The organism is Arthrobacter sp. JCM 19049 (assembly GCF_001310435.1).
In genome coordinates this window covers 1-24,128 of record NZ_BAXF01000001.1, presented here as the reverse complement: position 1 = coordinate 24,128, position 24,128 = coordinate 1, and the positions used below count along the sequence as shown (strand labels likewise).

The 24,128-nt window shown below is 62.0% G+C and carries 15 protein-coding genes and 10 pseudogenes; 15 read left to right on the top strand and 10 right to left on the bottom strand.

The annotated features are described in order from the left end of the window. The first annotated feature begins 165 nt into the window (after positions 1–165). Together ffh and JCM19049_RS00115 are read left to right on the top strand one after the other, a co-directional pair. Positions 166–1,726, top strand: a pseudogene (gene ffh, locus JCM19049_RS00120) (signal recognition particle protein). A gap of 160 nt (positions 1,727–1,886) precedes the next feature. Next, positions 1,887–2,699 (top strand): transporter substrate-binding domain-containing protein, encoded by an 813-nt coding sequence (locus JCM19049_RS00115; RefSeq protein WP_279402075.1) that lies wholly within the window; start codon positions 1,887–1,889, stop codon positions 2,697–2,699. Between the two features lie 148 nt (positions 2,700–2,847). On the opposite strand, the gene JCM19049_RS22900 is transcribed toward JCM19049_RS00115, so the two are convergent. Together JCM19049_RS22900 and JCM19049_RS00110 are read right to left on the bottom strand one after the other, a co-directional pair. After that, a complete protein-coding gene (locus tag JCM19049_RS22900) occupies positions 2,848–3,315 on the bottom strand; it encodes a hypothetical protein (protein ID WP_374700187.1) in 468 nt (155 codons plus the stop codon). Positions 3,316–3,402: 87 nt separating this feature from the next. Further along, positions 3,403–4,562: pseudogene (locus JCM19049_RS00110) on the bottom strand (AMP-binding protein); the annotation flags it as partial. A 403-nt stretch (positions 4,563–4,965) separates the two neighbouring features. Here JCM19049_RS00110 and JCM19049_RS00105 point away from each other — a divergent pair. Further along, entirely contained in the window at positions 4,966–6,168 is a 1,203-nt protein-coding gene (locus tag JCM19049_RS00105) for a hypothetical protein (RefSeq protein WP_054820398.1), read from the top strand. 142 nt (positions 6,169–6,310) lie between these two features. Here JCM19049_RS00105 and JCM19049_RS00100 read toward each other — a convergent pair. From JCM19049_RS00100 to JCM19049_RS00090, 3 genes and pseudogenes are all read right to left on the bottom strand, one after another. Further along, positions 6,311–8,019, bottom strand: a pseudogene (locus tag JCM19049_RS00100) (AMP-binding protein). A 120-nt stretch (positions 8,020–8,139) separates the two neighbouring features. Next, a complete protein-coding gene (locus tag JCM19049_RS00095; RefSeq protein WP_054820397.1) occupies positions 8,140–8,349 on the bottom strand; it encodes a CDGSH iron-sulfur domain-containing protein in 210 nt (69 codons plus the stop codon). Continuing rightward, a pseudogene (locus JCM19049_RS00090) lies at positions 8,346–9,367 on the bottom strand (iron-containing redox enzyme family protein). Before JCM19049_RS00090 ends, JCM19049_RS00095 begins: the two are co-directional and overlap by 4 nt. A 176-nt stretch (positions 9,368–9,543) precedes the next feature. On the opposite strand from JCM19049_RS00090, the gene JCM19049_RS00085 reads away from it, so the two are divergent. Then, positions 9,544–10,482: a hypothetical protein gene (locus JCM19049_RS00085; protein WP_054820396.1), complete on the top strand. Its 939-nt coding sequence runs from the start codon at positions 9,544–9,546 to the stop codon at positions 10,480–10,482. Positions 10,483–10,629: 147 nt separating this feature from the next. Here the strand turns inward: JCM19049_RS00085 and JCM19049_RS00080 are convergent, their stop codons facing one another. Continuing rightward, a complete protein-coding gene (locus tag JCM19049_RS00080; protein WP_279402074.1) occupies positions 10,630–11,739 on the bottom strand; it encodes a thermonuclease family protein in 1,110 nt (369 codons plus the stop codon). A 219-nt stretch (positions 11,740–11,958) separates the two neighbouring features. Here JCM19049_RS00080 and JCM19049_RS00075 point away from each other — a divergent pair. Beyond that, positions 11,959–12,832: pseudogene (locus tag JCM19049_RS00075) on the top strand (VOC family protein). A gap of 57 nt (positions 12,833–12,889) precedes the next feature. On the opposite strand, the gene JCM19049_RS00070 reads toward JCM19049_RS00075, so the two are convergent. The 4 genes and pseudogenes from JCM19049_RS00070 to JCM19049_RS00055 form a co-directional block, all read right to left on the bottom strand. Beyond that, complete coding sequence (locus JCM19049_RS00070) at positions 12,890–13,408, bottom strand: hypothetical protein (RefSeq protein WP_054820394.1); 519 nt, start codon at positions 13,406–13,408, stop codon at positions 12,890–12,892. Between the two features lie 482 nt (positions 13,409–13,890). Beyond that, the gene (locus JCM19049_RS00065; RefSeq protein WP_054820393.1) at positions 13,891–14,211 is read right to left on the bottom strand and encodes a LysE family transporter; all 321 of its coding nucleotides are present in this window, start codon (positions 14,209–14,211) and stop codon (positions 13,891–13,893) included. Between the two features lie 79 nt (positions 14,212–14,290). Then, on the bottom strand, positions 14,291–14,518 hold the full coding sequence (locus JCM19049_RS00060; RefSeq protein ID WP_054820392.1) for a LysE family transporter: 228 nt from the start codon (positions 14,516–14,518) through the stop codon (positions 14,291–14,293). Positions 14,519–14,606: 88 nt separating this feature from the next. Continuing rightward, positions 14,607–15,721 (bottom strand): annotated as a pseudogene (locus JCM19049_RS00055) (thiolase family protein). Between the two features lie 283 nt (positions 15,722–16,004). On the opposite strand from JCM19049_RS00055, the gene JCM19049_RS00050 reads away from it, so the two are divergent. The 10 genes and pseudogenes from JCM19049_RS00050 (at position 16,005) to JCM19049_RS00005 (ending at position 24,128) form a co-directional block, all read left to right on the top strand. Next, positions 16,005–17,531: a polysaccharide deacetylase family protein gene (locus JCM19049_RS00050; protein ID WP_054820391.1), complete on the top strand. Its 1,527-nt coding sequence runs from the start codon at positions 16,005–16,007 to the stop codon at positions 17,529–17,531. A gap of 460 nt (positions 17,532–17,991) precedes the next feature. Continuing rightward, positions 17,992–18,419: pseudogene (rpsP, locus tag JCM19049_RS00045) on the top strand (30S ribosomal protein S16). Then, positions 18,400–18,639: an RNA-binding protein gene (locus JCM19049_RS00040; RefSeq protein WP_054820390.1), complete on the top strand. Its 240-nt coding sequence runs from the start codon at positions 18,400–18,402 to the stop codon at positions 18,637–18,639. Before rpsP ends, JCM19049_RS00040 begins: the two are co-directional and overlap by 20 nt. Positions 18,640–18,863: 224 nt before the next feature. Further along, entirely contained in the window at positions 18,864–19,391 is a 528-nt protein-coding gene (gene rimM, locus JCM19049_RS00035; RefSeq protein WP_054820389.1) for a ribosome maturation factor RimM, read from the top strand. A gap of 3 nt (positions 19,392–19,394) precedes the next feature. Then, a pseudogene (gene trmD / locus JCM19049_RS00030) lies at positions 19,395–20,203 on the top strand (tRNA (guanosine(37)-N1)-methyltransferase TrmD). Between the two features lie 238 nt (positions 20,204–20,441). Next, positions 20,442–20,800: pseudogene (rplS, locus tag JCM19049_RS00025) on the top strand (50S ribosomal protein L19). Positions 20,801–20,813: 13 nt separating this feature from the next. Continuing rightward, positions 20,814–21,459 (top strand): annotated as a pseudogene (lepB, locus tag JCM19049_RS22895) (signal peptidase I). Between the two features lie 677 nt (positions 21,460–22,136). Then, positions 22,137–22,724: a hypothetical protein gene (locus JCM19049_RS00015; protein WP_279402071.1), complete on the top strand. Its 588-nt coding sequence runs from the start codon at positions 22,137–22,139 to the stop codon at positions 22,722–22,724. After that, on the top strand, positions 22,721–23,080 hold the full coding sequence (locus JCM19049_RS00010; RefSeq protein ID WP_279402070.1) for a hypothetical protein: 360 nt from the start codon (positions 22,721–22,723) through the stop codon (positions 23,078–23,080). The genes JCM19049_RS00015 and JCM19049_RS00010 overlap by 4 nt, the downstream gene beginning before the upstream one ends. Before the next feature lie 55 nt (positions 23,081–23,135). Further along, a complete protein-coding gene (locus JCM19049_RS00005; RefSeq protein WP_054820386.1) occupies positions 23,136–24,128 on the top strand; it encodes a DUF4369 domain-containing protein in 993 nt (330 codons plus the stop codon).

Sequence of the window (24,128 nt, the reverse complement as noted above, 5' to 3'; positions counted from 1 at the left end):
CATTGACCGGCCGGGCGCCGGGGGCGGCGGTGATTTTGCGTTCAGTTCTTCACGCTGGCGGCGAATCGGTGCCGAACCATGCCGGGTTATTGATATTCTTGATGGTTGAGTCCTGTGCGCTTTGCTTCGCGCACCACACGACCTACCGAAAGAAGTGCCCGGCACGTGTTTAATTCACTCTCCGATCGCCTGACAGCCACCTTCAAGAACCTGCGCGGCAAGGGCAAGCTCACCGAGGCCGATATTGACGGTACCGTCCGGGAGATCCGAAGGGCCCTGTTGGATGCGGACGTCGCCGTGCCGGTGGTGCGCGCCTTCGTGGCCCAGATCAAGGAACGTGCCCTGGGCGCCGAGGTCTCCGAGGCACTGAACCCGGGCCAGCAGGTTGTGAAGATCGTCAACGACGAGCTCGTTGAGATCCTGGGTGGGCAGACCCGCCGCATCAACCTGGCGAAGAACCCTCCCACGGTCATCATGCTCGCCGGTCTGCAGGGTGCCGGTAAGACCACCCTGGCCGGAAAGCTGGCCAAGCACCTGAAGGCCGAAGGCCACACCCCGATGCTGGTGGCCTGTGACCTGCAGCGCCCGAACGCGGTCAAGCAGCTGCAGATCAACGGTGAGCGTGCCGGCGTGCCGGTGTACGCCCCGCATCCGGGCGTCTCCTCCGAATTCGACACCCCAACCGGTGACCCGGTGGTCGTGGCCCGTGACGGTGTGGCCGAGGCCAAGGCGAAGCTGCATGACGTGGTGATCGTTGACACCGCCGGCCGCCTCGGCGTGGACGCGAGATGATGGCCCAGGCCGCGAACATCCGCGCCGCGATCAACCCGGATGAAGTGCTCTTTGTCATTGACGCCATGATCGGCCAGGACGCGGTGAACACCGCCCAGGCCTTCCATGAGGGCGTGGACTTCACCGGTGTGGTCCTGTCCAAGCTGGATGGTGACGCCCGCGGTGGTGCTGCCCTGTCGGTGGCCTCGGTGACCGGCAAGCCGGTCATGTTCGCCTCCACCGGCGAGAACCTGGACGACTTCGAGATCTTCCACCCGGACCGCATGGCCAGCCGCATCCTGGACATGGGCGACATCATGACGCTCATCGAGCAGGCGGAGAAGAACTGGGACCGCGGCGAAGCGGAGCGGATGGCGAAGAAGTTCGCCGACCAGGAAGACTTCACCCTGGATGACTTCCTGGCCCAGATGGCCCAGATCAAGAAGATGGGGTCCATGAAGAAGCTGCTGGGCATGATGCCCGGCACCCAGATTTCCCGTCAGCAGCTGGAGCAGTTTGACGAGCGCCAGATTGACCGGGTGGAGGCCATTGTGCGCTCCATGACCCCGCACGAGCGCAACGCACCGAAGATCATCAACGGTTCGCGCCGTGCCCGTATTGCCAAGGCTCGGGCGTCTCGGTCTCCGAGGTCAACCAGATGCTGGAGCGCTTCACCGAAGCCCAGAAGATGATGAAGAAGATGGCCTCCGGCGGCGCCATCCCGGGCATGCCCGGTGCCGGCCGCGGCGGGGCCCGCAAGGCCAAGGGCAAGGGGAAGGGCAAGAAGCAGAAGTACGGCAACCCGGCCAAGGCCGCCCAGGCTGAGCTGGAGGCCAAGAACAAGAAGGCCAACGCTCCCAAGGGTGCCGCATTCGGGCAGGGCGGGGTCCCGGAGGACTTCGACCCGTCAAGCCTGAACCTGCCGTCCGGGTTTGAGAAGTACCTGGGCAAGTAGCTTCCTGAGCTGTTCGGGGAGGCGACCAACATTGTCGGTCGCCTCCCCGAAGTGTTTTAATTCCGTTTCTGGTGCTTTACCGGCCTTGCTGAGCAGCAGAGGCTGGTGAAGGGCAAGTAACTTCCTTGGGTGGTCGGTCTCCCGCCAGTAGCATCTTGGCATGACATCACATTCCAAGCACCTTCGTTCCCTGACTCTCATGGGCGTGGCACTCCTTGGTGCCGCCACCCTCTCCGCCTGCACCGCCGAACAGGACTCTGCCGGTAACACGGAAACCTCCAGTCAGCCTGAGGCCGACAGCTCGCGGTTGGACGCCATCAAGAAGGCCAACCAGCTCAAGGTCTGCACGACCGGAGATTACCGTCCCTTCACCTACCTGGACCCGGAGTCCGGCGAATGGAGCGGCATCGATATCGACATGGCCCAAGACCTGGCAGAGGAGTTGGGCGTGGAGGTGGAGTTCGTACAGACCTCCTGGAAGAATCTCATGCCTGACTTCCTGGAGGAGTGCGACATGGCTGTCGGCGGAGTCTCCATTTCCTTGGAGCGGGCCGAGCAGGCGTACTTCAGTGACGCGACACTGGATGAAGGCAAAACACCAATCACCTTGTGCGAGAACGTGGAGAAGTACGACACCGTCAAGGAAATCAACCAGCCCGGCGTCCGCTCCATCACCCCCATCGGTGGAACCAACGAAAAGTTCGCAGACGAGCACTATCCGGAAGGGGAGATCATCCGATTCGAGGATAACAATGCCATCTTTGACGAGATCATTGCCGGCCGTGCGGACGTGATGACCACGGACGCCTCGGAAACTCGGTGGGTGGCCCACGAGAAGCCCGAACTATGCGCGGTGCACCCGGATAAGCCGTTCAACTTCTCACAGAAGGCATACATGCTCCCGCGCGGGGATGAAACCTTCCGACAGTACGTCAATCAGTGGCTGAACATGTCCAAGAATGACGCACGCTGAAGCAAGCCGAGAAGCCCTGGTTCGGATAGCTTTCACAGTTATCGGACCCGAGGTGGGTGCCGAAGCCGCATTCGAAAAAGTGGCGTGACAACCCGGGCTGGGGCCTGGACTCTGGCGCCCGAGTTGTCACGCTCCGCGGAGCCTGTTCCTAGCTGCGGCCGGCAAAAAGCGCAGGGAAGTCACTGTCCCTGAATTCCCGAGAAGACGTCGTACCCGCACGGTGCTGTGCTTCCTCGTTGTGGCGCAGTTCTACCCGGCTGATCTTGCCGGAAATGGTCTTGGGAAGATCCGAGAACTCCAGGCGCCGGATCCGCTTGTAGGGAGCCAGGTGCTTCCGGCAATAGCCAAGTATCGCCTCGGCGGTCTGCGCGGTCGGGGAGTGTCCCTCGGACAGGATCACAAAGGCCTTGGGGACCGAGAGCTTCATGTCATCGGGGGAAGGGACCACCGCCGCCTCTGCCACGGCGGGGTGTTCCAGGATCACCGATTCGAGTTCGAAGGGGCTGAGTTTGTAGTCACTGGATTTGAACACGTCATCGGCGCGTCCCACGTAGGTGAGCACCCCGTGCTCGTCCCGTTGGGCAATGTCACCGGTGTGGTAGACGCCATCGCGCATTGCCTGGCTGGTGGTGGCTTCGTCGTTGAAGTAGCCCTTCATCAACCCCACGGGTGGGTTATCCAGGCGCAGACAGACCTCACCTTCCTCGGCGACCGCGCCGGTGGTGGGGTCACGCAGTTCCACGGCATATCCGGGCATGGGCCTTCCCATGGCGCCAATGGTGATGCGTTCACCCGGAGGGTTGGCAACCTGGACCGTGGTTTCGGTTTGCCCGTAGCCATCCCGGATCACCTGACCCCATGCTCGGTAGACATGGTCAATGACTTCGGCGTTCAGTGGCTCGCCCGCCGATACCAGCTTGGTTGGCGGGGTGGCCAGTTCTCCCAGGTCCGCCTGGATCAGGTATCGCCAGACCGTGGGTGGGGCGCAGAAGCTGGTGACATTCTTGGACTCCATCTGCTGCATCAGTGCCCGGGCGTCAAAGCGTTCGTAGTTGTACACGAACACAGTGGCCTCGGCGATCCATGGGGCGAAGAAGTTGGACCAGGCGTGCTTGCCCCAGCCGGGGGAGGCGACGTTGAGGTGGATGTCGCCTGGTTCCAGTCCAATCCAGTACATGGTGGCCAGATGTCCTACGGGGTACGAGGTGTGGGTGTGCTGCACCAGTTTGGCCTGGGAGGTCGTGCCGGAGGTGAAGTACAGCAACAGGTTTTCATCCGCTGCAGTGGGGACGTCCAGCTGGAATTCGGTCAGAGCGTCTACTGACTCTTGGTAATCCAGGATCCCCGGTCCTGGCGTTCCGTTCACCTGCACGAGCGTGTAGTTCCCCGGTACCTCACTGAATTTGGGGATCTGCTCTTCATTCGTGACGACCCAGCTCGCATTGCCACGCTGGATCCGCTCGGCAAGGTCGCTACTTGTCAGCTGCGTGGTGGAAGGATGATGACGGCACCTAGCTTCATGCCCGCCAGCATGACTTCCCACAACGCGATTTCGTTGCCCAGCATGACAATCATGGTCTCCGAGCGTTCGAACCCCTGATCGGAGAACCACCGCGCCACCTGTGTGGAACGCCGCGATAATTCTGCCCAGGTGTAGCTGGCGGTGCTGCCATCCGGCTCGGCCAGGATCAGCGCCGGGCTGTTGGCCCGTTGCGGGTCCCGAGCGACCTGGTCAAACCAGTCATAGGCGAAGTTGAAGTCCGTGAACTGCGGCCAGCTGAACTCCTCGCGTGCCCGCTGATAGTCCTCGCGCAAGGCGAGTAGCTGGTCTCGGGCGGCACGGAACTTCGCGGTGTTGTTCATCTGGGTCCTTTCACCTGCAGTGGCAGCCGCCGCTGTGTCATCAGCACCCGGAGCGCACTTAAATTCCAGACAAATATACTCTGGTGACCAATCTGGACGAAGTGTTGCGTCAAACTGCGGGAGGAATTTGTGTTTGAGGCCGCGTTTTGATCAATTGTATTCCTTCCCTCTCACGCCTAGACGCCTCGGGGGATGGGGTTCATGTCGGGGGCTGGCAGCCTACGTGCGACTAAGAGGGTGAACTGCTCCGGTGACAGCGGCAATCTCCGAATCGGCTGCAAGTCATCCTTTGGGTCGACCGCGTTGTGCCGGATACTGCCCGATCTCCGCCTTGGGATGCCCGCTCGAATTGGAGCCGCCCATAGGATGAAGCAAAGACCCGATCCTTGGAAGGGAATCCGCCATGAGTACCCAGGAATTCAATACCGCCGTAGCTGTCTTCAATTATGACGTCCACCGCGACGATGCCCAGCAGCGGGTCTTTGAAGCCCTCAGTGCCTTTGACCTCGTCGGCTATATCGAGGCGGCAGACCGCGAGGGTGCCAGTACCTACGTCCACGCAGAACTGGCCCTGAACGAGGACGAGCAGCCAATGACGGCCAGCGCCTCCGGACACCTGTCGGTCTCCCAGCAGAGCCTGGAGCAGCTTGCCGGGAAGCTGGTGGAAGCTAGCGGTGCCGACAGGCTCTACCTGGATGGCGACTTGGCGGCCGGCACGGAACTAGAGCACCCCGAGGACGCCGGAGCCGATGACGAAAAGGAGATGGGGGTCGACGCCGAGGAATCCTTACAGGCAATTGCCGGTCCAAGCCTGCGCCGCAGCGACTTGGTGTTGTCCGCGATGGGGCAACCAGGCTCATGGCTAGTGAGGCAAGACGCTTCTGGATTACTCGCGCTGCGCCGTGGCGAACCGGTGGAGATCATCCTTGGGCGGAAAATGGTGCCGGCGCTGGAAATCCTGCGCCACGATGAGGCCTACGAGCTGCGATTCCACGCACGCAGGGGAGCCGTGAATGTCAACGGCAGCGTGGCCGCGCAATACTGGATGGGTCCTGCGCAGCGGGCTGTTCCCACTGTCGCGGCAGGAAGCGCCGCGGCAAAGTATCAGGCCGATTTGGCGCAGTGGCTGTATGGAATTGACGAGGAGGAGCAGGCCGCACTGGAGTCGTTGTGGCCACAGGCCGCTCGTGAGCTGCGCACATTGTCCAACGAGCGCACCGAGGAATCCCTTCGCCAGCTGGTGGGCAACCTGGGGATGCCGTCCGAGCTGATTGATGCGGTGCGTGATGAGCTGGATCCCACGGGTTTTGAATCCCTCAAGGGCGGTCTGTTCACCGGTCTCGACCAGGCCCTTGAGGAGGAGATCTCAGACGCCAAGGGAGTAAAGCGACTGATTTACCGGACCGGCTGGAGCCCTTCGGCGTTGATTGGGTCCTCCCTGGTGATCCTCGCGGCCGGCATGCAACTGAACCGGTGGATGCGTCGCAAGGCCAAGCCCGGTGTGGGATGGCGCCGAACCATCATGTTCTTCTGGTACTCCGACGCCATCTACTACCTCGCCCGAGGGCTCCGGCAGGTATTGGCGAAGAGGCTCCCCAAGGCGTAGGAGCCGAACCTACCTTCGAGGGGAGAGCGCACACCAGACAAGAGCAGGCGCTGCCTGACTGACGCGAACTCGTCAGCCAGACAGCGCCTGCTCTTTGTACTACTCCTGCCTACGCATGGGCTGGTGCCGGCCGCTGGGGGAGTTAGGAGCTTTGGGACTTCACGGCCGGAAAGTCCGAGTCGCGGTATTCGACTCCGCTCATCGATTCGCCGCGATGGCGTTCCTCTTCGGCCTTGCGCAGCTCCACCCGCCGGATCTTGCCCGAGATGGTCTTGGGCAGATCCGAGAACTCCAGGCGCTTGATCCGCTTGTACGGAGCCAGGTGCTCACGCAGTACGCCAGGATGCTTTCTGCCAGCTCCGGACCGGGTCATGCCCGGGCGCCGGGATGACATAGGCCTTGGGCACGCTCAAGCGCAGCTCATCCGGGGCAGGCACGACCGCGGCCTCGGCCACCCCCGGATGCTCAATCAGCACCGACTCCAGTTCGAAGGGGCTCAGCTTGTAGTCACTGGACTTGAACACGTCATCGGCGCGGCCCACGTAGGTCAGCACCCCGTGCTCGTCCCGTTCGGCAATATCACCCGTGTGGTAGAAGCCGTCACGGAACGCGTCCGTCGTCTTCTCCTCATCCCCGAAGTACGAATTCATCAATCCCAGTGGGCGGGGATCAAGTTCCAGGCAGATCTCGCCAAGATCCCCCTGCTCACCGGTGGCCGGGTCCACCAACACCACGTTGTATCCGGGCATGGGACGGCCCATCGCCCCAATGGTGATGCGTTCGCCCGGAGGATTGGCAATCTGTACCGTGGTTTCGGTCTGCCCGAACCCGTCCCGAATGACCTGCCCCCAGGCCCGCTCCACCTGGCCAATGACTTCCGCGTTCAGTGGTTCACCGGCCGAGACCAGCTTTGCCGGAGGGTTCTTCAGGTGACCCAGGTCCGCCTGGATTAGCAGCCGCCACACGGTGGGCGGGGCACAGAAGCTGGACACCTGTTCGGCGTCCATCTGCTCCATCAGGGCCTTGGCGTCGAAGCGGTCATAGTTGTATAGGAAGACCGTGGCTTCAGCGATCCATGGGGTGAACAGGTTGGACCAGGCGTGCTTGGCCCAACCGGGGGAGGCCACGTTCAGGTGAACGTCCCCTGGCTCCAGGCCAATCCAGTACATCGTGCTCAGATGCCCCACGGGGTAGGAGGTGTGGGTGTGCTCCACCAGCTTCGCCCGGGACGTGGTGCCCGAGGTGAAGTACAGCAGCAGCGTTTCATCGGCCCGCGTGGCTCATCCAGGCTGAACTCCACCGCAGCGTTCAGGGAGTCGCCATAATCCAGGACACCGGGTGTGGGAGAGCCGCCGACCTGGATCAAGGTGAAGTCGCCGGGAACCGATGCAAACTTCTCCACCTGGTCCTGGTTGGTCACCACCCAGCGGGCGTCGCCGCGTTCGACCCGGTCGGCCAGGTCCGCTGGGGTCAGTTGCACCGTGCAGGGAATCAACACCGCGCCGAGCTTGATCCCGGCCAGCATGGTCTCCCACAACTCGACCTGGTTGGTCAGCATGACAATCATCCGGTCAGAGCGGCGCACCCCTGATCCGAAAGCCAGCGGGCCAGCTGGGTGGAACGCTGGGAGAGCTCCTTCCAGGTGCGCCGGGTTGAGGTGCCGTCCATCTCGTTGATGACCAGTGCCTCTTTCCCGCCGCGCTCGCCGGACGCCACCTGGTCAAACCAGTCAAAACCGAAATTGAAGTGGGTGAACCGTGGCCAGCTGAACGTGTCCCGTGCTTCCTGGTAGTTCCCTCGCAGGGAGAGCAGGTGGTCGCGGGCGGCTCGAAACTCTTCGGTGACGTTCAATGCGCTTACCTTTCGCTTGCAGGCACGAGGCTTTCCGGATCAAGGGTGATCCGCATCACTGGACAATATACTTTGATGTCCAACAATTTGAAAGGGTGCCACCGGGAGGCAGGGGTTTGGCTAGCGCTGCTCGAAGCGGTTCAGCTTGTGGGTTCCGTCGCAGAAGGGCTTGATGGCCGAGCCGCCGCAGCGGCAGAGGGCCACGGTGCCCCGCCGCGGCTCAATGACCTCTCCGTCTGCGTCCAGGATCTCGAAGTCCCCGCGCACCAGCAGTGGCCCGCGTGGGCACACTGTGATCTGGGTGTTTTCTTGTTTGTTCTCCTGGCTCAAGCGGCTACTCCTGCCGGTTCGCGCAAGGAGGAGTTGCCCGACTCCCAAGCCTCCAGCTGCCAGCGTCCCACCATCGCGTCTACCGCGGCGGCCGCCTGGGCGCCAAAGAAGACATCCGGTGCCAGGTCGGCTGGTCTTCCACCAGCCCGCCGGCCAGGTCGCGTCCGGCGATCTGTTCATGAACCGCGTCGCTTCCACGTGCTCATCGAAATAGTCCGTGACCGGCGCCTCGAAGCCCAGTCTGCGGAAGCCACGGGCATAGGCGGCGTTGGGCAGCGAGGACGTCATTTCATAAATGGCCAAGTGTCCGGTGATCGCGCCGCGCAGCCGCCGGTGCATTCCAAAGAGCGACATCATGTTCACCGAGCCAGGGTGATCGCCGGTACCTGCTCAATGTAGGCGCCAAAGGTGTTCTCCAGCCGGTGCCGTGCATGGTGAGTGCGAACAGTTCGCTGTGCATGCGGCCCAGCTGTCCGCCGCCGTACTCATCGGCCTGGATCTCCACCATGGCCGCCTTGGCCCGGCCCTCCAGCCGCGGAATCGCCCAGGTATGCGGATCCGCCTCCTTGAGCTGGTAGACCGACTTGTGAATCAGGAACTCGCGGGCCTGCTCCAGCGTGGCGTGCCGCTGCACATACTTGGACACCGAAGGCCCCGAATCATCGGCGGCCAATTCAAAGAGGCGTTCGGCCACGGCCTCGGCCCGAGGCTCAACCCCTGGAGCAGAACCGGCGGCCTCCCGCAGCCGGGCCTCGAAGCGTTCTTCAAGCTTCCGGCGCTGGACCAACAGGCTTGGCTCCCACTCCCAGGCGGCATCCACCTCGTCAAACCCGCGGTAGGACAGCTCATAGATGATAAAGAGGCCCAGCTGGATGTCCTCGTCGAACAGCGGGTCACTCTCGGCGACCACCGCACGGCTGACCACGTCGGCCAGGATCGCGGTATCCGCTCCGGCAGGCTGGCGCAGCACCGAGGCCAGTTCGGTGGTCAGTGGTCCACGAGGTGTTGGAAGCTTCATGGTGTTCCTTCTCTGATGCTGAATGTCGCTACAAGCCGCTGACGTTGGCCATATCGTGGCAGTATTCTCGGCTCAAGACCAGCGCTGACAGGAAAGGCCAAGGTATGTCATCTGCAAGGCATCGCGCCGCACCCGGTTCCGGGCCAACTGGGGTCGCCAACCTGCCGTTGCCCCGGTTGGAGGCCGAATACATCCTGCCGCTGAAGTGGGCGGACACCAGTGGCGATGACGAGCTCGTCTCCTACCTTGAAGAATTGTCGCAGTGGGTGGACATCACCATCGTTGACGGTTCGGCGCCGCCGGTCTTTGCAGAGCATCGGCGGCGTTTCGGGCCGCTGGCCCGGCATCTTCCGCCGGAAGGAGTGAAGCCGCCCAATGGCAAAGTGCACGGTGTTCTCACGGGGATTCGCCATGCCCGTCATGAACGGATCGTGATCGCCGATGATGATGTGCGCTATTCCAGGCAGAGCCTAGGGCGCGCGCTGGATTTGCTGGAGCAGGCCGATCTGGTGCGGGTGCAGAACTACTTTGACCCGCTGCCCTGGCATGCCAAATGGGATAGCGCCCGAAGCCTCATCAACCGTGCCTTCGGCTCGGATTATCCCGGGACGCTGGCGGTACGGCGGAGCCTTGTGGCGGGTGGCTACCGCGGTGATGTGTTGTTCGAGAACCTGGAGATGATCCGCACGGTGCTGGCGCGCGGAGGCACCGAAGTGCGTGCGGATGACCTGTTGGTGCGGCGCCTGCCGCCGCAGACTGCCCACTTCCTGGGGCAGCGGGTGCGCCAGGCCTATGACTCCCAGGCGCAGCCGGTGCGGCTGCTGGTGGAGCTGTCATTGCTGCCACTGCTTGCGTGCCTGGCCAGGAAACCAGCCAGGCTGTTGCTGTTCGTGGCCGGCACTGTTGTTCTTGCCGCGTGGGGGCGGCGTGGAACACAGGGTGTCTTCCCGTGGTCCACAGCCATGTTTGCGCCGTTGTGGGTGGCCGAGCGTGCCATCACGTCCTGGATAGCCCTGGGCTGGCGGCTGGCCGGCGGAGTTCCCTATGCCGGAGGGAAGCTGAATCACGCGGCGAGCTCGCTGCGGGACCTGCGCAGGGCGCAATCCGGCTTTTAGGGCATCGGAGCGTAGCGCATAGAGCTTTCCGTATGTAACTAGCGAAAACACTACGGCCTGTCGACGAGCTCTGCTGATGCGTCGACAGGCCGGTGTTCGGTTTCGCCTAGGTGTGTTCTGGCTGAGCCAGGGCTGGAGCTGGTTTACTCAGCACGGGCGCCAGGTTTTGCCTCCGGGTGCATAGCACCGCGGTCCGGTGTAGTTGGAGGGACCGCTGCTCTTCTTCCTTGGAGCCTGGTACGTCTTCTTAGGCGTCCGCGGTGCGGTCGGTCGTTGCGCTTTTTTGCGTGGCTGCGTTTGTTGTTGCGTATTGTTTTGCTTGCTCGGCGCCGCGGCCCGGCGCCGCTCGGCGGTAGCCGCCTTTTGCTGCTCTTGCGCCTTTTTGAGCTCCGCTGCGCGTTGCTTTGCCTTCTCTGCCTTCAGCTTCTCCTCTTTTTGCTTTCGCTCGGCTTCCTTGCGCTCCTTTTCTTCCTGCTTCAGCTTCGATTCTTGAGCGCGGTGAGCCTTTTCCAGATCCTCGGCGGTCGAGATGGAGTCCGAGAGCTGTGAACGCAAACCGGCAAAACTTGAGGCAAGAAGGGCGTGCGTGACAGGACTGCGGTCCGGGGTGATGCCGTCAAGGGTCTTTTTCAGTCCGAGTCCCATTGCCACTGCGGCCGCGGCCTCGGCGGCCTGTGAGCCGGATTCTTCTATGGAGTCGCTGAGCTCTTCCGGAACCTCTTCCATGACCGAGGCAACTTCGTCAACCTGCGCCGGTATGGTGCACTTGATGTCCGTGCTAAAAAGCCCGGCTGAGTTTTCGGAGGCTTTGTTTTGCGCAGCCAGCACCTCATCGTAAAACTTGATGTTCGGCTCGAACTTCACAGCGACCCCCAGGCCGAGCGCTGCAATCTGTGCGTCGACCAAGTGCCCATCCTTGAAGACGCCGGCCAGAGTTCTGCCATAGTGGTCGGTTCTCTCGACATCGTATTCGAGGTCGACCTTGTCGCCTGGGGAAAGGAGCGACTTGAGGTGGTCGCTGGCCTCGGGGCCGAGGCACTCCACACCCTTGTGGGGGTCTACGGTTTCGGGCGTATCCACGTTGAGGAGCCGTACCCGCTGTTCGGCGCCGGCAATCTTCATATCAACGGTATCTCCGTCGATAACCCGGATGACAGTGCCCTGTGTGTCACTGTCGGCGGTCGCGGCGTATACGACGCCGGAGGTAACCAGCGTTCCGGCAACAAGCCCCGCGACCCACTTTGATTTTGTGCTCAACAAAATGTTTCTCGTTTTCTCGGAAAGTGCAAGTGATTGGGGAGAATTACTCCTCCATCATTAAAGGGTTTTCCATTGAAAACGCCAAAACCTTCGTTCCAGGAGTTGGGCCGGGCACGATGTGGTGTGAGGTAGCAGTCGATTGCAATTATTCATTGAAGCTTCAAGTAAATTCCGGTAGGCTTGAGCCCACGAGGACCAATGATCTGTGCCGGGAAGGTGGCCGCGATGAGTGTGCGCGAAGAGAAACTATCCGATGAGTTGAGCATGAATGCCGTGCAACTCAAGGTCGGGGATATGCGGCTGATGAGCGATTACTACCAGAAGGCCCTGGGGTTGACGGTGCTGGCGGAAGACTATGACGGGCTCACGCTGGGACGCGGTTCCAGTGAACTGGTCAAGCTGCGGCATGCGCCGGGACTGCACCTGCCGAGTCGTGGCGAAGCCGGGCTCTTTCACACGGCCCTGCTCTTTGAGAGCCAGGAGGACCTGGCGGCCACCGTTTACACCGCGGCCCGCTTCGACAACACCCGATTCGTGGGATCCAGCGACCACCTGGTCTCCGAGGCCTTCTACTTCACCGACCTGAGGCAACGGGATCGAACTGTACTGGGACCGCCCACGCGATACCTGGCGCTGGGAGCAGGGCACGGTTGCCATGGATACCATCTACCTGGATCCCAACCAGTACCTGGAGGCGTACCTGGGGCAGGCTGCGGTCGACCGGCAGACGGAAGCCACCGCCGGAGTGGGGCACGTACACCTGCAAGTCGGTGACATCTCCACCGCCCGGCAGTTCTACGTCTCAACGCTCGGGTTTGATGAAACCACTGCGCTGGGGGACCAGGCCCTGTTCGTCTCGGCTGGAGGCTACCACCACCACATGGCCATGAATGTTTGGAACTCGCGGGGTGCCGGGCCGCGCCGCGACACTCTTGGACTGGGTGAGGTGCTGATCAACGTGCCCAGCGAGGATGAGGTCGGCAAAATCGCCGAACGCCTGGACTTCGCGAAAATCCAGCACCACCACACCGGCGAGGAACTGCGCTTCAACGACCCCTGGAACAACCAGCTGCGCGTGGCCGTCGCGTAGATCCCGGCAACGCAAACGGGCCTGATCTCGCGACTGCAAGATCAGGCCCGTCAACCCTTAGGTACCTGGGGTTTCAGTCGGTTCCTGCGGCGGTTGTTCCTGGATGTCCTTGAGCTGTTCGAAGGACATCATCAGGGACTTGAGCTGTGCGTACTCTTCGGTCTTGGCATAGGCCCGCATCCGTTCGGCACCCTTTAGATCCGCATCCACGTCGGTTAGTTCATCCTTGGGTCCGATCTTGCGCTCGAAGGTTGCACTGCCGCCCTGATAGTTGAACGGCACCGCAACGGCCGGGTAGCCGGCCTGCTGGTCTGGGCTGAGCTCGGTGAGTTCAATGACCGCACTGTCCGGGCTGGCGGCGTCCGCCACGAAGGTCAGGTGTGCGTCCTTCTCCTCATTCAGTGTTCCGCCATCAATCAGGACATTGTCCTTCGCCGGGGGTGGGATGGCCTCCTCGGCCCACGGGTCCGCCCCGGTGCGCAGCGTGGCCATGACCTGGCCATCGGGGTTGGTGAATTCGATGCTCGCGGCCGCTTCGGGGTTGTACTGGTAGTACTCGTTGGTGATTTCCTTCATCTGCCAACCCTTGGGCAGCTTGACGCTGAAGTGGCCGTTGGCAATCTGTATCGTTTCGGAATCAACCTCGTGCTCGGTCGTGGCGCTCTGTGAGCCTTCGGCTTTGCGGGTTCATCGGAGGAGGCCTGCGAGCAGCCGGCCAGCAGTCCCGTTGCCAACAGCATCGAGGCAAGTGTGGCTCCCGTGCGGGTCATTATGTGCATAAAGGCCTTTCGTAGAGCCAGGCGACGCCTACCGGGCGATACGCCGCTCAAAATCGGAAATGCAGCGGATCAAGCTGATCCGCTGCCATTTGTTCCGACGCTATGCCAGGCGACGACGAGCGATCCAGTTACACGAGGGGACTTCAGCGTCTTCCTAGTGAACATCCGGGCAGCATTGACGGAGAAATCATCCCGTGACGGGCTTGCTGGCCGGGGTACAAAGGTGTGCCGTCGTGGAAGTAGTGCGGGCATGCGCAGGGTCACCCCGCGATGGGTTGTCTAGGGCCTGTTCAGTGCCACGCGCACACCGAATCCGATTAGCACGGTCCCGGTGATCCGATCCATGATGGTGACCCCTTTTTCCGTGCGCAGCCACTTGCCCGCCAGGGAAGCACCGAGAATGAGCACTGCTGCCCAGAGCATGGTGAGCAGCACATGGACTGCCGCCAGCGCCAGTCCCATCAGCAGGGCGTTGGCTCCGCTGGGGGTGAACTGGGGAATCACGGCTATGTAGAACACGCCAATTTTCGGGTTCAGCAGGTTCGTGGTGACGCCCATCCCGAAGGCCTTCCATTTGCTGGAGGCAACCGGAACCTGCACCGCGTCAACCTTCTTGCGCCGCAGGTGCGGTAGATCATCTGGGTGCCGAGGAACACCAGATACGCGGCGCCGGCGTAGGTCAGGATTGGTAGGCCAGCTGTGAGGCCGCGAGCACCGCCGAGGCCCCGGCCGCGGCAATGACACCCCACGCCAGTACGCCCGTGCAAATCCCCAAGGCAGCCACCGCGGCTTCGGCGCGGCTGCGGGCCACCGCTGAGCGCAAGATCAATGCGGTGTCCACCCCGGGAACCAGGGTCATCAGCGCGGCTACCACGGCAAAGGAAAGCAGGGCAGAGGTAACGGTCATGGAATAAGGATAAGGGGAAGAGGTGACTGCCCTTGCCGGAGCAGGGTTCGGTCCTTGAAGCCGTGCGCCCGGTTACTCCCGGCTTCTCCTAGGCGCGCTTCAGCAGGGCGGCAATGGCCTGCCCGCCACCGATGCACAACGTCACCACGGCATATTGGCCTTCCTTGCGAACCAGTTCCATGGCCGCCCGTAGCGTGAGGATCGCGCCGGTAGCTCCCACGGGATGGCCCAGCGCTATCGCTCCGCCATAGGGGTTGACCCTATTTGCCGGAAGATTCGCATCCCGAATCACCGCCAGGGCTTGTGAGGCAAATGCTTCATTCAGTTCAATGACATCAATGTCCTGCGGTGACAGGCCGGTCTCCTCAAACAGCTTGCGCAGGGCAAAGGTCGGCGCATAACCCATGTACGCCGGATCCATGGCCGTGACGGTGACGTGTTCCAGGGTCGCCAGCGACGGCAGGCCGTGGGCGCGCACATAGGACTGCTTGGCCAGTACCAGGGCCGCAGCCCCGTCATTGATGCCCGAGGAGTTTCCGGCCGTCACCGAGCCCTGTGGGTCAAAGACCGGCTTGAGGCCGGCCAGTGACTCCAGGCTCACCCCGGGGCGCGGATGCTCATCCACGTCCTGGGCTCTACTTCCCACCAGGGAGGCGTCAACGATTTCCTCGGCAAACGCCGCCCGAGCCTCCCGGCCGGTGGCCAGCTGCTGGGACCGCAGCGCAAACTCGTCCTGGTCTTCACGCGTGATTCCGTACTTGCGGGCGACATTCTCGGCGGTGGTGCCATGTGCTTGTTGCTGAAAGGATCGGTGAGCATGGCCAGGGTGCCATCCAACAGCTTGCGGTGCCCCAACGTCCTGCCGTGGGAGGCGGAGTAATCCAGATATGGCATGTTGGTCATGGACTCGTTGCCGCCGGCGATCACCACCTCGGTGGTGCCGAAGGCTAGTGACTGTGCGGCACTGAACACCGCCTGCAGGCCACTGCCGCACAACCGGTTGACGTTGAATGCCGTTGTCCGCTGCGGCAGCCCGGCACCCAGGGCCACGCGGCGGGCGTTGTAGGACTCCGGGCCCACCTGGCCAATGCACCCCATGATGACCTCGTTCACAGCATCGGCGGGAACCCCGCTGCGCTGCAGCGCCCCGGAGACCGCCGCCGCGCCGAGCCTCCGCGGTGGCCAGGTCCCGGTAGAGGCCATTGAACTTTCCAACCGCGGTGCGCGCCCCGGCGATGATCGCGATCTTGTCGCTGTGCTCCACGTCCAACTCCCGATCTTCAGAGTTTTTGACAGTCTACGACAAGACCTACGCTGTCGAAGTGTGGCGTCATCAAGCGAAGTTCAACCGGTCCTGCCGAGCATGCCGCGTGAGGCCGCGCACAGCCGTGCGTGAGGTGGAGCATGCCAAGTTGCCCCGCAGATAACGACTGTTTAACGATTGGTTGCCACACCCCGAATCGGTTAGGTGTCACGGTGCTAAAACTTGGAAACTGGAACTCATGACCTCGAACCATGGCCGTGTGCTGCGTGCCGCTGCAATGACCATCACCGGACTTTTGGCCTCAGCGGGTGTGCTGTCAGCCAGCCTTCCGCCCCGGATGACGTCAATTCGCTGCAGCAGCTGCCGGATACCACCGCCAGCAGTGAAGCCGAGGGAGGCAACACCCGGCTCACCGGACTGAACCGGGTCACCACCAGCAATGAGCGGCTGCACATGTACGCCGCGCACCTGGAGCTGAAGGATCACCCGCAGATCAGCCGGGCCACCCGGGAATCGGTCACCGCGAGCATTGACGCTTTCCTGGCTGATCACCAGGACGCCCTGGATGAGGACGTAACCGCCAAGCCGGAACTGAACATCAACTCCCAGGCTGCCTCCGCTGACCAGAGCGTGCTTGGGGTTTCGCAGCAGATCTATGAATTCGCCGGGGCCTCTGGCGCCAACAGCTACCGCACCCAATGGTTTGATGTTCAGCAGGACCGCGAAATTCCGACCGGGGAACTGTTCTCCTCGTCCGAAGCCTGGGACCATGTGCGGCAGATGCTCGCCGAGCAGGCCAACAGCAAGGCCGGCATCGATCTGGAATCCGTTACGGATCTTCCCGAGGAGGCTACCGATGACGTGCAGTTCACTACCAGCGGGGACCTGCGGGTCCAGGTGGACGAATATCTGATCGCCCCGGGGTCCGAGGGCACCATTGTGCTGCAGCTGGATGCCGGGCGCATCGACGGGCTGCTCTCGGATTTGGGCCGCGCCGCCCAGGGCTCGGTGGTCGAGCATGATGCAGCGCCAACCCCGGAACCGGTTCCCGGGACGTCGGAGAGCGACTCGGCGACGCCCGAGGAAGAACAGCAGCAGAACACTCCGGCCCAGGTGCCCGAGGCCAGTCAGGTGGACTGCAGGGAAGCCAAGTGCGTGGCGCTGACCTTTGATGACGGCCCCGGTGCCAGCACCGGGTACCTGCTCGATTCGCTGAAGAAGGAAGGGGTCCCGGCCACCTTCTTCGTGGTGGGGCCCAACGCCCAGGCGCGCCCGCAACTGCTGCGGCGCATGCAGGCCGAGGGGCACCAGATTGGCAACCACACCTTCTCCCACCGTTCCCTGCCTGCCCTGGCCTCCTCGGAGGTGGCCAAGGAGCTGCTGCGCACCGACGAGGCCATCAGCTCGGCAACCGGGTACAGCTCCACACTGGTGCGCCCACCCTATGGCGCCCACAACAAGGACGTGGACCGGATCGTGACCTCCCCGCTGATCCTGTGGGACGTGGACACCCTGGACTGGAAGCACCGCAACACCAACAAGACCATCTCCACCGCCATGGACGAGGTGCGTCCCGGGTCGATTATCTTGATGCACGACATCCATGCCAGCACGGTGGCTGCGGTCCCAGGGCTGATCCGACAGCTCAAGGACAAGGGCTACACCCCTGTGCGGGTGGACCAACTCTTCGCCCACTCAAAGCTGAGCGCCGGAAAGGCGTACTACCGAGGCGAACACCCGTCTTCCTAGTATCGGTACCTTGGAACGGGGCGCGCCGGCAGCGCCTTGGAGAGGCATCCTCCGGACAAAGTCCGGTTCCCCGTTCTCAGTGGTTTCTTCGGGCGCCGGGGTTGGCAGCGGTGGCTTTGTCGCCGCGATAATCGGTTGGAAGGATGGGAACAGCCCTTATCAGCAAGGACGGCCGCTGAGCCCCGCTGTGCTGCCCAGGGCTACGCTGCCCCTGTCGCACGTGAACCGGCGGTAGCCTGGCGCGTGGGGGAGGGGAAAGAGCCCTGGGACGTGTTGCAGCCAACACGACCACGGAATTGGTTTCCCTTGCTCCGCTCTGGCATAATTGCAGGGTACTCGATTTGATGTGGCCCCTCTCTCCATGTCAGGTCCTGTCCTTAGAACCAGCCCAGTATGGCTTGCCCCACAAGCGCAGAAACCGCTGGTTCGACCATGTTGAGAAACAGGAGTGACCACAAAAGTGGCCGTTAAAATTCGTTTGAAGCGCTTCGGCAAGATGCGCGCCCCTCACTACCGTGTGATCGTCATCGACTCGCGTGCCAAGCGCGATGGCCGTGCCATCGAAGAGATCGGTGAATACCACCCGACCGAGAACCCGTCGAAGATCCGCATCGACTCGGACCGTGCCCAGTACTGGCTGTCGGTTGGCGCTCAGCCGACCGAGCAGGTGCACGCTCTGCTGAAGATCACCGGTGACTGGCAGAAGTTCAAGGCATCGAGGGCCAGGAAGGCACCCTGAAGGTTGCCGAGCCGAAGCCCGAGTTCGTTGCCCCGCAGAAGGGTTCGGTGATCCTGCCGGAGGCCGTCACCCCGAAGGCTGACAAGCCGGCCGAGGCTGAAACCGCTGAAGCCACCGAGCTGAGTAACCATGCTCGCAGATGCGCTTGACCATCTGGTGCGCGGCATCGTCGACGAGCCGGAAGACGTCAGGGTTGCCCTGAAGTCCACCCGGCGCGGAGACCTGCTGGAAGTGCGCGTGCATCCCGAGGACCTCGGTCGCGTGATCGGGCGTCAGGGCCGCACCGCACGGGCACTGCGCACCGTGATGGCTGCGCTGGCCAACGAGCCGATCCGGGTCGATGTGATCGACACGGATCGCAACCGTTAGCCGCGAAACCTTGAAGTCTCGCGCAAGGTGACTTCACCGCAAGGGGAGTTCCCGCCCAACCAGGCGGGAACTCCCCTTGCGCTTTCCAGCCCTTTGAATCACCCACCATCTTTTGCTGCTGCCGCACTAGACTATTGCCCAGACAGCACCACCGGCGGCTGCGGCCCGCCCGCCGCGACCGCCCCTATAGTCACCGCCTTCCTAAGGAGAATGATCACCCCGTCATGCGCATGCAGGTTGCACGTATCGGCAAGCCTCACGGTATCCGCGGCGAAGTCACCGTCCAGGTCCTCACCGACGCCCCGGAGGAGCGCTTCGTCAAGGGCGCACAGTTCCACGTGGTCAACGGACCGGTCGATCGGCTGACCATCCGCAGCGCCCGGTGGAACAAGGCCATCCTGCTGCTGGGCTTCGAGGAGATCGCGGACCGCAACGCCGCCGAGACGCTGCGCCAGGCCCGCCTCGAATTCGACACCGAAGAAGAGCAGGAGGATGACCAGGACCAGTGGTACGAGCACGAGCTCGTGGATCTGAAGGTCATGCTGGAGGGCGAACAGGTTGGGGTCATCACCGAGATGCGCACCGGCACCGCCCAGGACCTGCTGGTCTTCAAGGGCAACGACGGTGAGGAGGTCTTCCTGCCGTTCGTTGAGGAATTCGTTCCGGAAATCGACCTGGAGACCGGTACCATGACCATCACCCCGCCGGCCGGCCTGCTGGAGGTCAACCGCGAAGAGGGCGGGAAGAACTAGCCCATGCGCATCGATGTCATCTCGATCTTCCGGAATACCTTGCCGCCCTGGACCTGTCGCTGATCGGCAAGGCCCGCACCCAGGGACTGCTGGATCTGAACGTCCAGGACCTGCGCGAATACACCTATGACCGCCACCACAAGGTGGATGACACCCCCTATGGCGGGGGAGCGGGCATGGTCATGAAACCCGAGCCCTGGGGTGAGGCGCTGGATGCGGTGCTGCAGGCCCCCTCCAGCTCCGAACGTCCCACGCTAATCGTCCCCTCCCCGGCCGGAGCCGTGTTCAACCAGCAGATGGCCTATGAGCTGGCCGAGGAAGAGCACCTGGTCTTCGCCTGCGGACGCTACGAGGGCATTGACGAGCGCGTCATCGACTACGCGCACGAACACTTCAACGTCATCCCGGTATCCATCGGGGACTATGTCCTAAACGGGGGAGAGGTGGCCGTGCTGGTGATGGTCGAGGCCATCGCCCGGCTGATCCCCGGGGTCATCGGCAACCCGGAGTCGCTGGTGGAGGAATCCCACTCGGATGTGCTGCTGGAATACCCGGTCTACACCAAGCCGGCTTCCTGGCGGGGCCGCGAGGTGCCCGAGGTGCTGCTGGGTGGCAACCACGGCCGGGTCGCCCGCTTCCGGCGCGACGCGCAGATCCAGCGCACCGCAGCCCGCCGTCCGGATTTGATCACCCAACTGGATCCCAGCACGCTGAACCGCAAGGACCGCGACCAGCTGTGGCATGCCGGGTTCGCGGTGCAGGATGGGCAGATCATTCGCAAGTCCGAGCTGGACTGGGACGCGGAGTCGTAAATCACCGTGGCCCCGCCCACGGTGCGTTGGCACCAGGGCGCAGGGTTATGGCAGAATTAACTCTTGGTGTGTTTTGTCTTGCCGCCTGCCGCAGGGGGCGTTGCAGACATGAGAAACCACCGCACCGACAAGCTAGAGCCTTGTCGGTGGCTATGACGTTTCAAGGGCATGTGCACCGCACATGCGCCTTGCCAATAAGGACAGGTGACCTGCGGCAGTTGTCCTAGGAGATGCACCAATGCATATTCTCGACGAGCTGGATTCAGCTTCACTGCGCAATGATGTTCCCGATTTCGGTCCGGGCGACACCCTGAACGTTCACGTGAACATCATCGAAGGCAAGAACTCCCGTGTCCAGGTCTTCAAGGCTACGTCCTTGGTCGCCAGGGCCGCGGTATCGGTGAGACCTTCACCGTCCGCAAGGTTTCCTTCGGCGTGGGCATCGAGCGTACCTTCCCGGTACACTCCCCGATCATCGACAAGATCGAGGTCGTGGCCCGCGGTGACGTGCGCCGTGCCAAGCTGTACTACATGCGCGACCGCCACGGTAAGGCAGCTCGCATCCGCGAGAAGCGCGAATTCGGCACCAAGAAGTAGTCCGCATTCTTCCATGAATCGGATTGCGCGCGCCGAGCGAGCAGTCACAAAGCGCCGGACCTGGTCTTGGGTCTGGCGCTTTGTCATTGCCGCCATCATCCTGGGATTCCTGGCCACCATCACCATCAGGGCCACGTTGCTGGATGTCTACCACATCAAGTCGGTCTCCATGCAGCCCACGCTGAACCCCGATGAATCCATCCTGGTGGATCTGCGCGCCTACGGTGAGCAGGGACGAAAGGGGAGACATCGTGGTCTTTGACGGCCGCGGCTCCTTCCTGCCCTACCAGCGCGCCTCCTTCGCCGACACCATTTCCCGCGCCCTGCACTGGAGCGGCTCCAACTCCAGCTACGTCAAAAGAGTCATTGGCGTGGGCGGAGACACTGTCGAATGCTGCAGCATCGACGGGCGGCTGATGGTTAATGGCCAACCCATCGAAGAAGAGTACGTCATGCACGGCAACGCGCCCAGCGAACAGAAGTTCAGCGTCCAGGTGCCCGCAGGGCGGATCTGGGTGATGGGGGACCACCGCGAGAAGTCCGAGGACTCCCGCTCCCTGCTCGGCGCCAGCGGCGGGGGCATGATCCCAGTGGACCGGGTGCTGGGCGAAGTCACGGAAGTGATCTGGCCTCTGGAGAAACGCCACCCCGTCGAGTAAGAGCGTCGTAGACCGGAGCCTACGTCAGTAGAAGACGAGAGAACCACTAACGGCAAATTTCTCCTTTTCGAGCAGCTACTTCGAGCCCCTATTGGCCCCCTTTTGCCTCTTTTCGTGCCCGGAACCGACGGCATTTCGCCCTTTGAGAGGAAACAGCCTGCTTTCGTACGAGATTGCTCCCCCTCGAATCTCAAGGTTCGCTCAGTTTCTTTCTTTGTGTTCCCTTATGTGACGCACAAAGAACTGAGGGATTTCAAAGATTTCTCTGCGCATCCCTTCAGGCGTGACCTCTTATTGAATGAGAAAGGTCCAAGCTTCAATGATCGATCAGCTTTTGTCGTGCGCCCTGAGTCACATACGTCCTGACTAGTGAGGAATAATCGTCTGGCGATCTAACGGGGGGACTTGCTTTCAAATGAATCAAAATATCCAAAAGTTCGCAGGGCCTGACGTGGGAAAACCTGCGACGCTTCTAGGTGTACTCGCTGGTTTTGTCCTTGAATCTGATTATCTCCTCTGGATAGGGTTTCAATTTGGTAACACATCTGTGCCCTGCTCGCGTTTCATATAACAGATCGACGCTCGCAGGGCTTCGCACCAAATGGGAGAAGCCTTTAATGCCAAGTCCTAAACGAAAGATCGCGCAGCGTGGTGCCGTCGCCGTTGCCTCCACCGCCTTGGTGGTCGGCAGCAGCGTCCTGGCATACCCCGCTTTCGCGACTGAGGCGCCAAGCGATGCACCGGCAACGCCGTCTGCATCGGACGTCGCGGTGGACACGACAGGCCTAGCTGAGGCCATTGAGCGCGACTTGAAGAAGTCGCCCGAGAAATACCTCGAGGAATCCGAAGCAAATGTGCTGGCCAGTGACTTGAAGAAGGCGCTGGCTAAGGCAAACATTGAGGCAAACGTCGCCATCGAAGACGGAGTGGTTGTCGTCCGGGTGGCGGACGCCAATCTGGAGAAGGCTAGTACGGTCATCGAAGCCGCGCAGGAGAAATCGGATGTTGAGGCTTCAGCCGAAGCCACGGATGCCGCTGAAGATTCTCAGGAAGCAGAAAGCGCAGAACCAAAGGCCTCCGCTTCTGAATCACAGAAGGCAACGACCGAAAAGCCTGAAACCGCTGAGGCGCTGAAGAAGACCGAAGAGGTTGCCACGGCGACTCCCTCGGAATCAATCGAAGAAACTGCTGCTGCACCAGAAGCGCCAAGGATGAGAAGGTTCGTTTGGAACCGGGCGACTTGGGGAAGTACAGCGACCCAGTGAAGACTCTCAAGGCACTGCAGAAGCACGTGGGTCCCGCACAGCTTAAGCGACTGACCTCGGTGACGGAGACGGCCAGCGGCAAGATCCGCATTCGGGCTGCTGGGCCTGCGAAGGTTGAGACCAGCAAGCGCGCACGCTCGCTGGCTCCAGACAACGCCGATGTCACCCTCGAGGAATTCGCCGATGGCGCTGGCAACGTTGAGCTGGTTGCCGGCGGTGGCCAGGCCGCCGCGAACCCAGCAGCCTTGGAGGACATTTATGGAGGCATGGGCTATGCCATCACCGACGACGGGAACTTCAACGGGCCTGTGCTTATGCTCAGTAGGCTTCAACGCTTGGGACCCCTCTGGCAATGACGCGATCATCACCGCAGGCCACTGCACCAATGACGGCAATACCCTGCAGACCGCGGTGGCTGAACATGGGGCGCCGGGTGAATTCCAGGGTGTTAGTGCACTGCTGGGAACCTTTGGCTTCAACCAGTTCGGTTTGCCCAACAACGAAGGGTACAGCCCGTATGATCCGGACTGGGAGAACTGGGATGCCGGTACCGATATTGCTGTGATCGATGGCATCAACAAGGACCTGAATCTGCACGCCGGTGTTTCAAAGTGGCCGACGGGCAAGGATGAGCGTGATTCCTGGCTGAAAATCACCAGCTACGGTGATGCTGCTGCCGGTGCCGAGGCCTGCAGCGTAGGACGCACCACCGGTTGGACCTGCTCCGAAATTACCGAAGTGGGCATTTTCTTCGTTGGCGGTCCCAAGGATGATACCCGAACTGTCTATGGATACACCGCGCGCAATGCCGGCTTCAGTGTCCTTAACCAAGGTGACTCAGGCGGTGCAGTAGTCGTCGGTAACCGCGCAGTGGGCATCAACAGCGCGAATCATCCCGGCACCGACGGTGTCAAGGGAACCGGCGATGAACTGGCGATGTACACCTCTTTGGTGGACGCACGGAAAAATACCCCAGTGAAGAACTACGAAGTCAAGCTCTTCGTCAACGCTCCGAAGGTCACTTCGCCGCAGAACGGCAGTGTAATTCAAACCGGATCGACCATCACCGGAACCGTCGCTAACCCTGGCCCCAACGCCACTGTTCAGGTCTTGGTAGACGGGAAGGTGGTTGACACTGTTGACGTCAACGGCGGTAAGTTCTCCTTCAAGGCTCCGCAGACAGAGGGTCAGTTCACCTTCGAACTACGGGCCAAGAGCGGCAAGTTCAGTGAATCCGACCTGACAGCCGGTAACTACACACTTGTTGCACCGGAAGAAACCGAGGAGCCGACCGAGGAGCCGACTGAGCAGCCTACGGAGGAGCCGACCGAGGAGCCGACTGAGCAGCCTACGGAGGAGCCGACCGAGGAGCCGACTGAAGCCAGCCTACGGAGGAGCGACTGA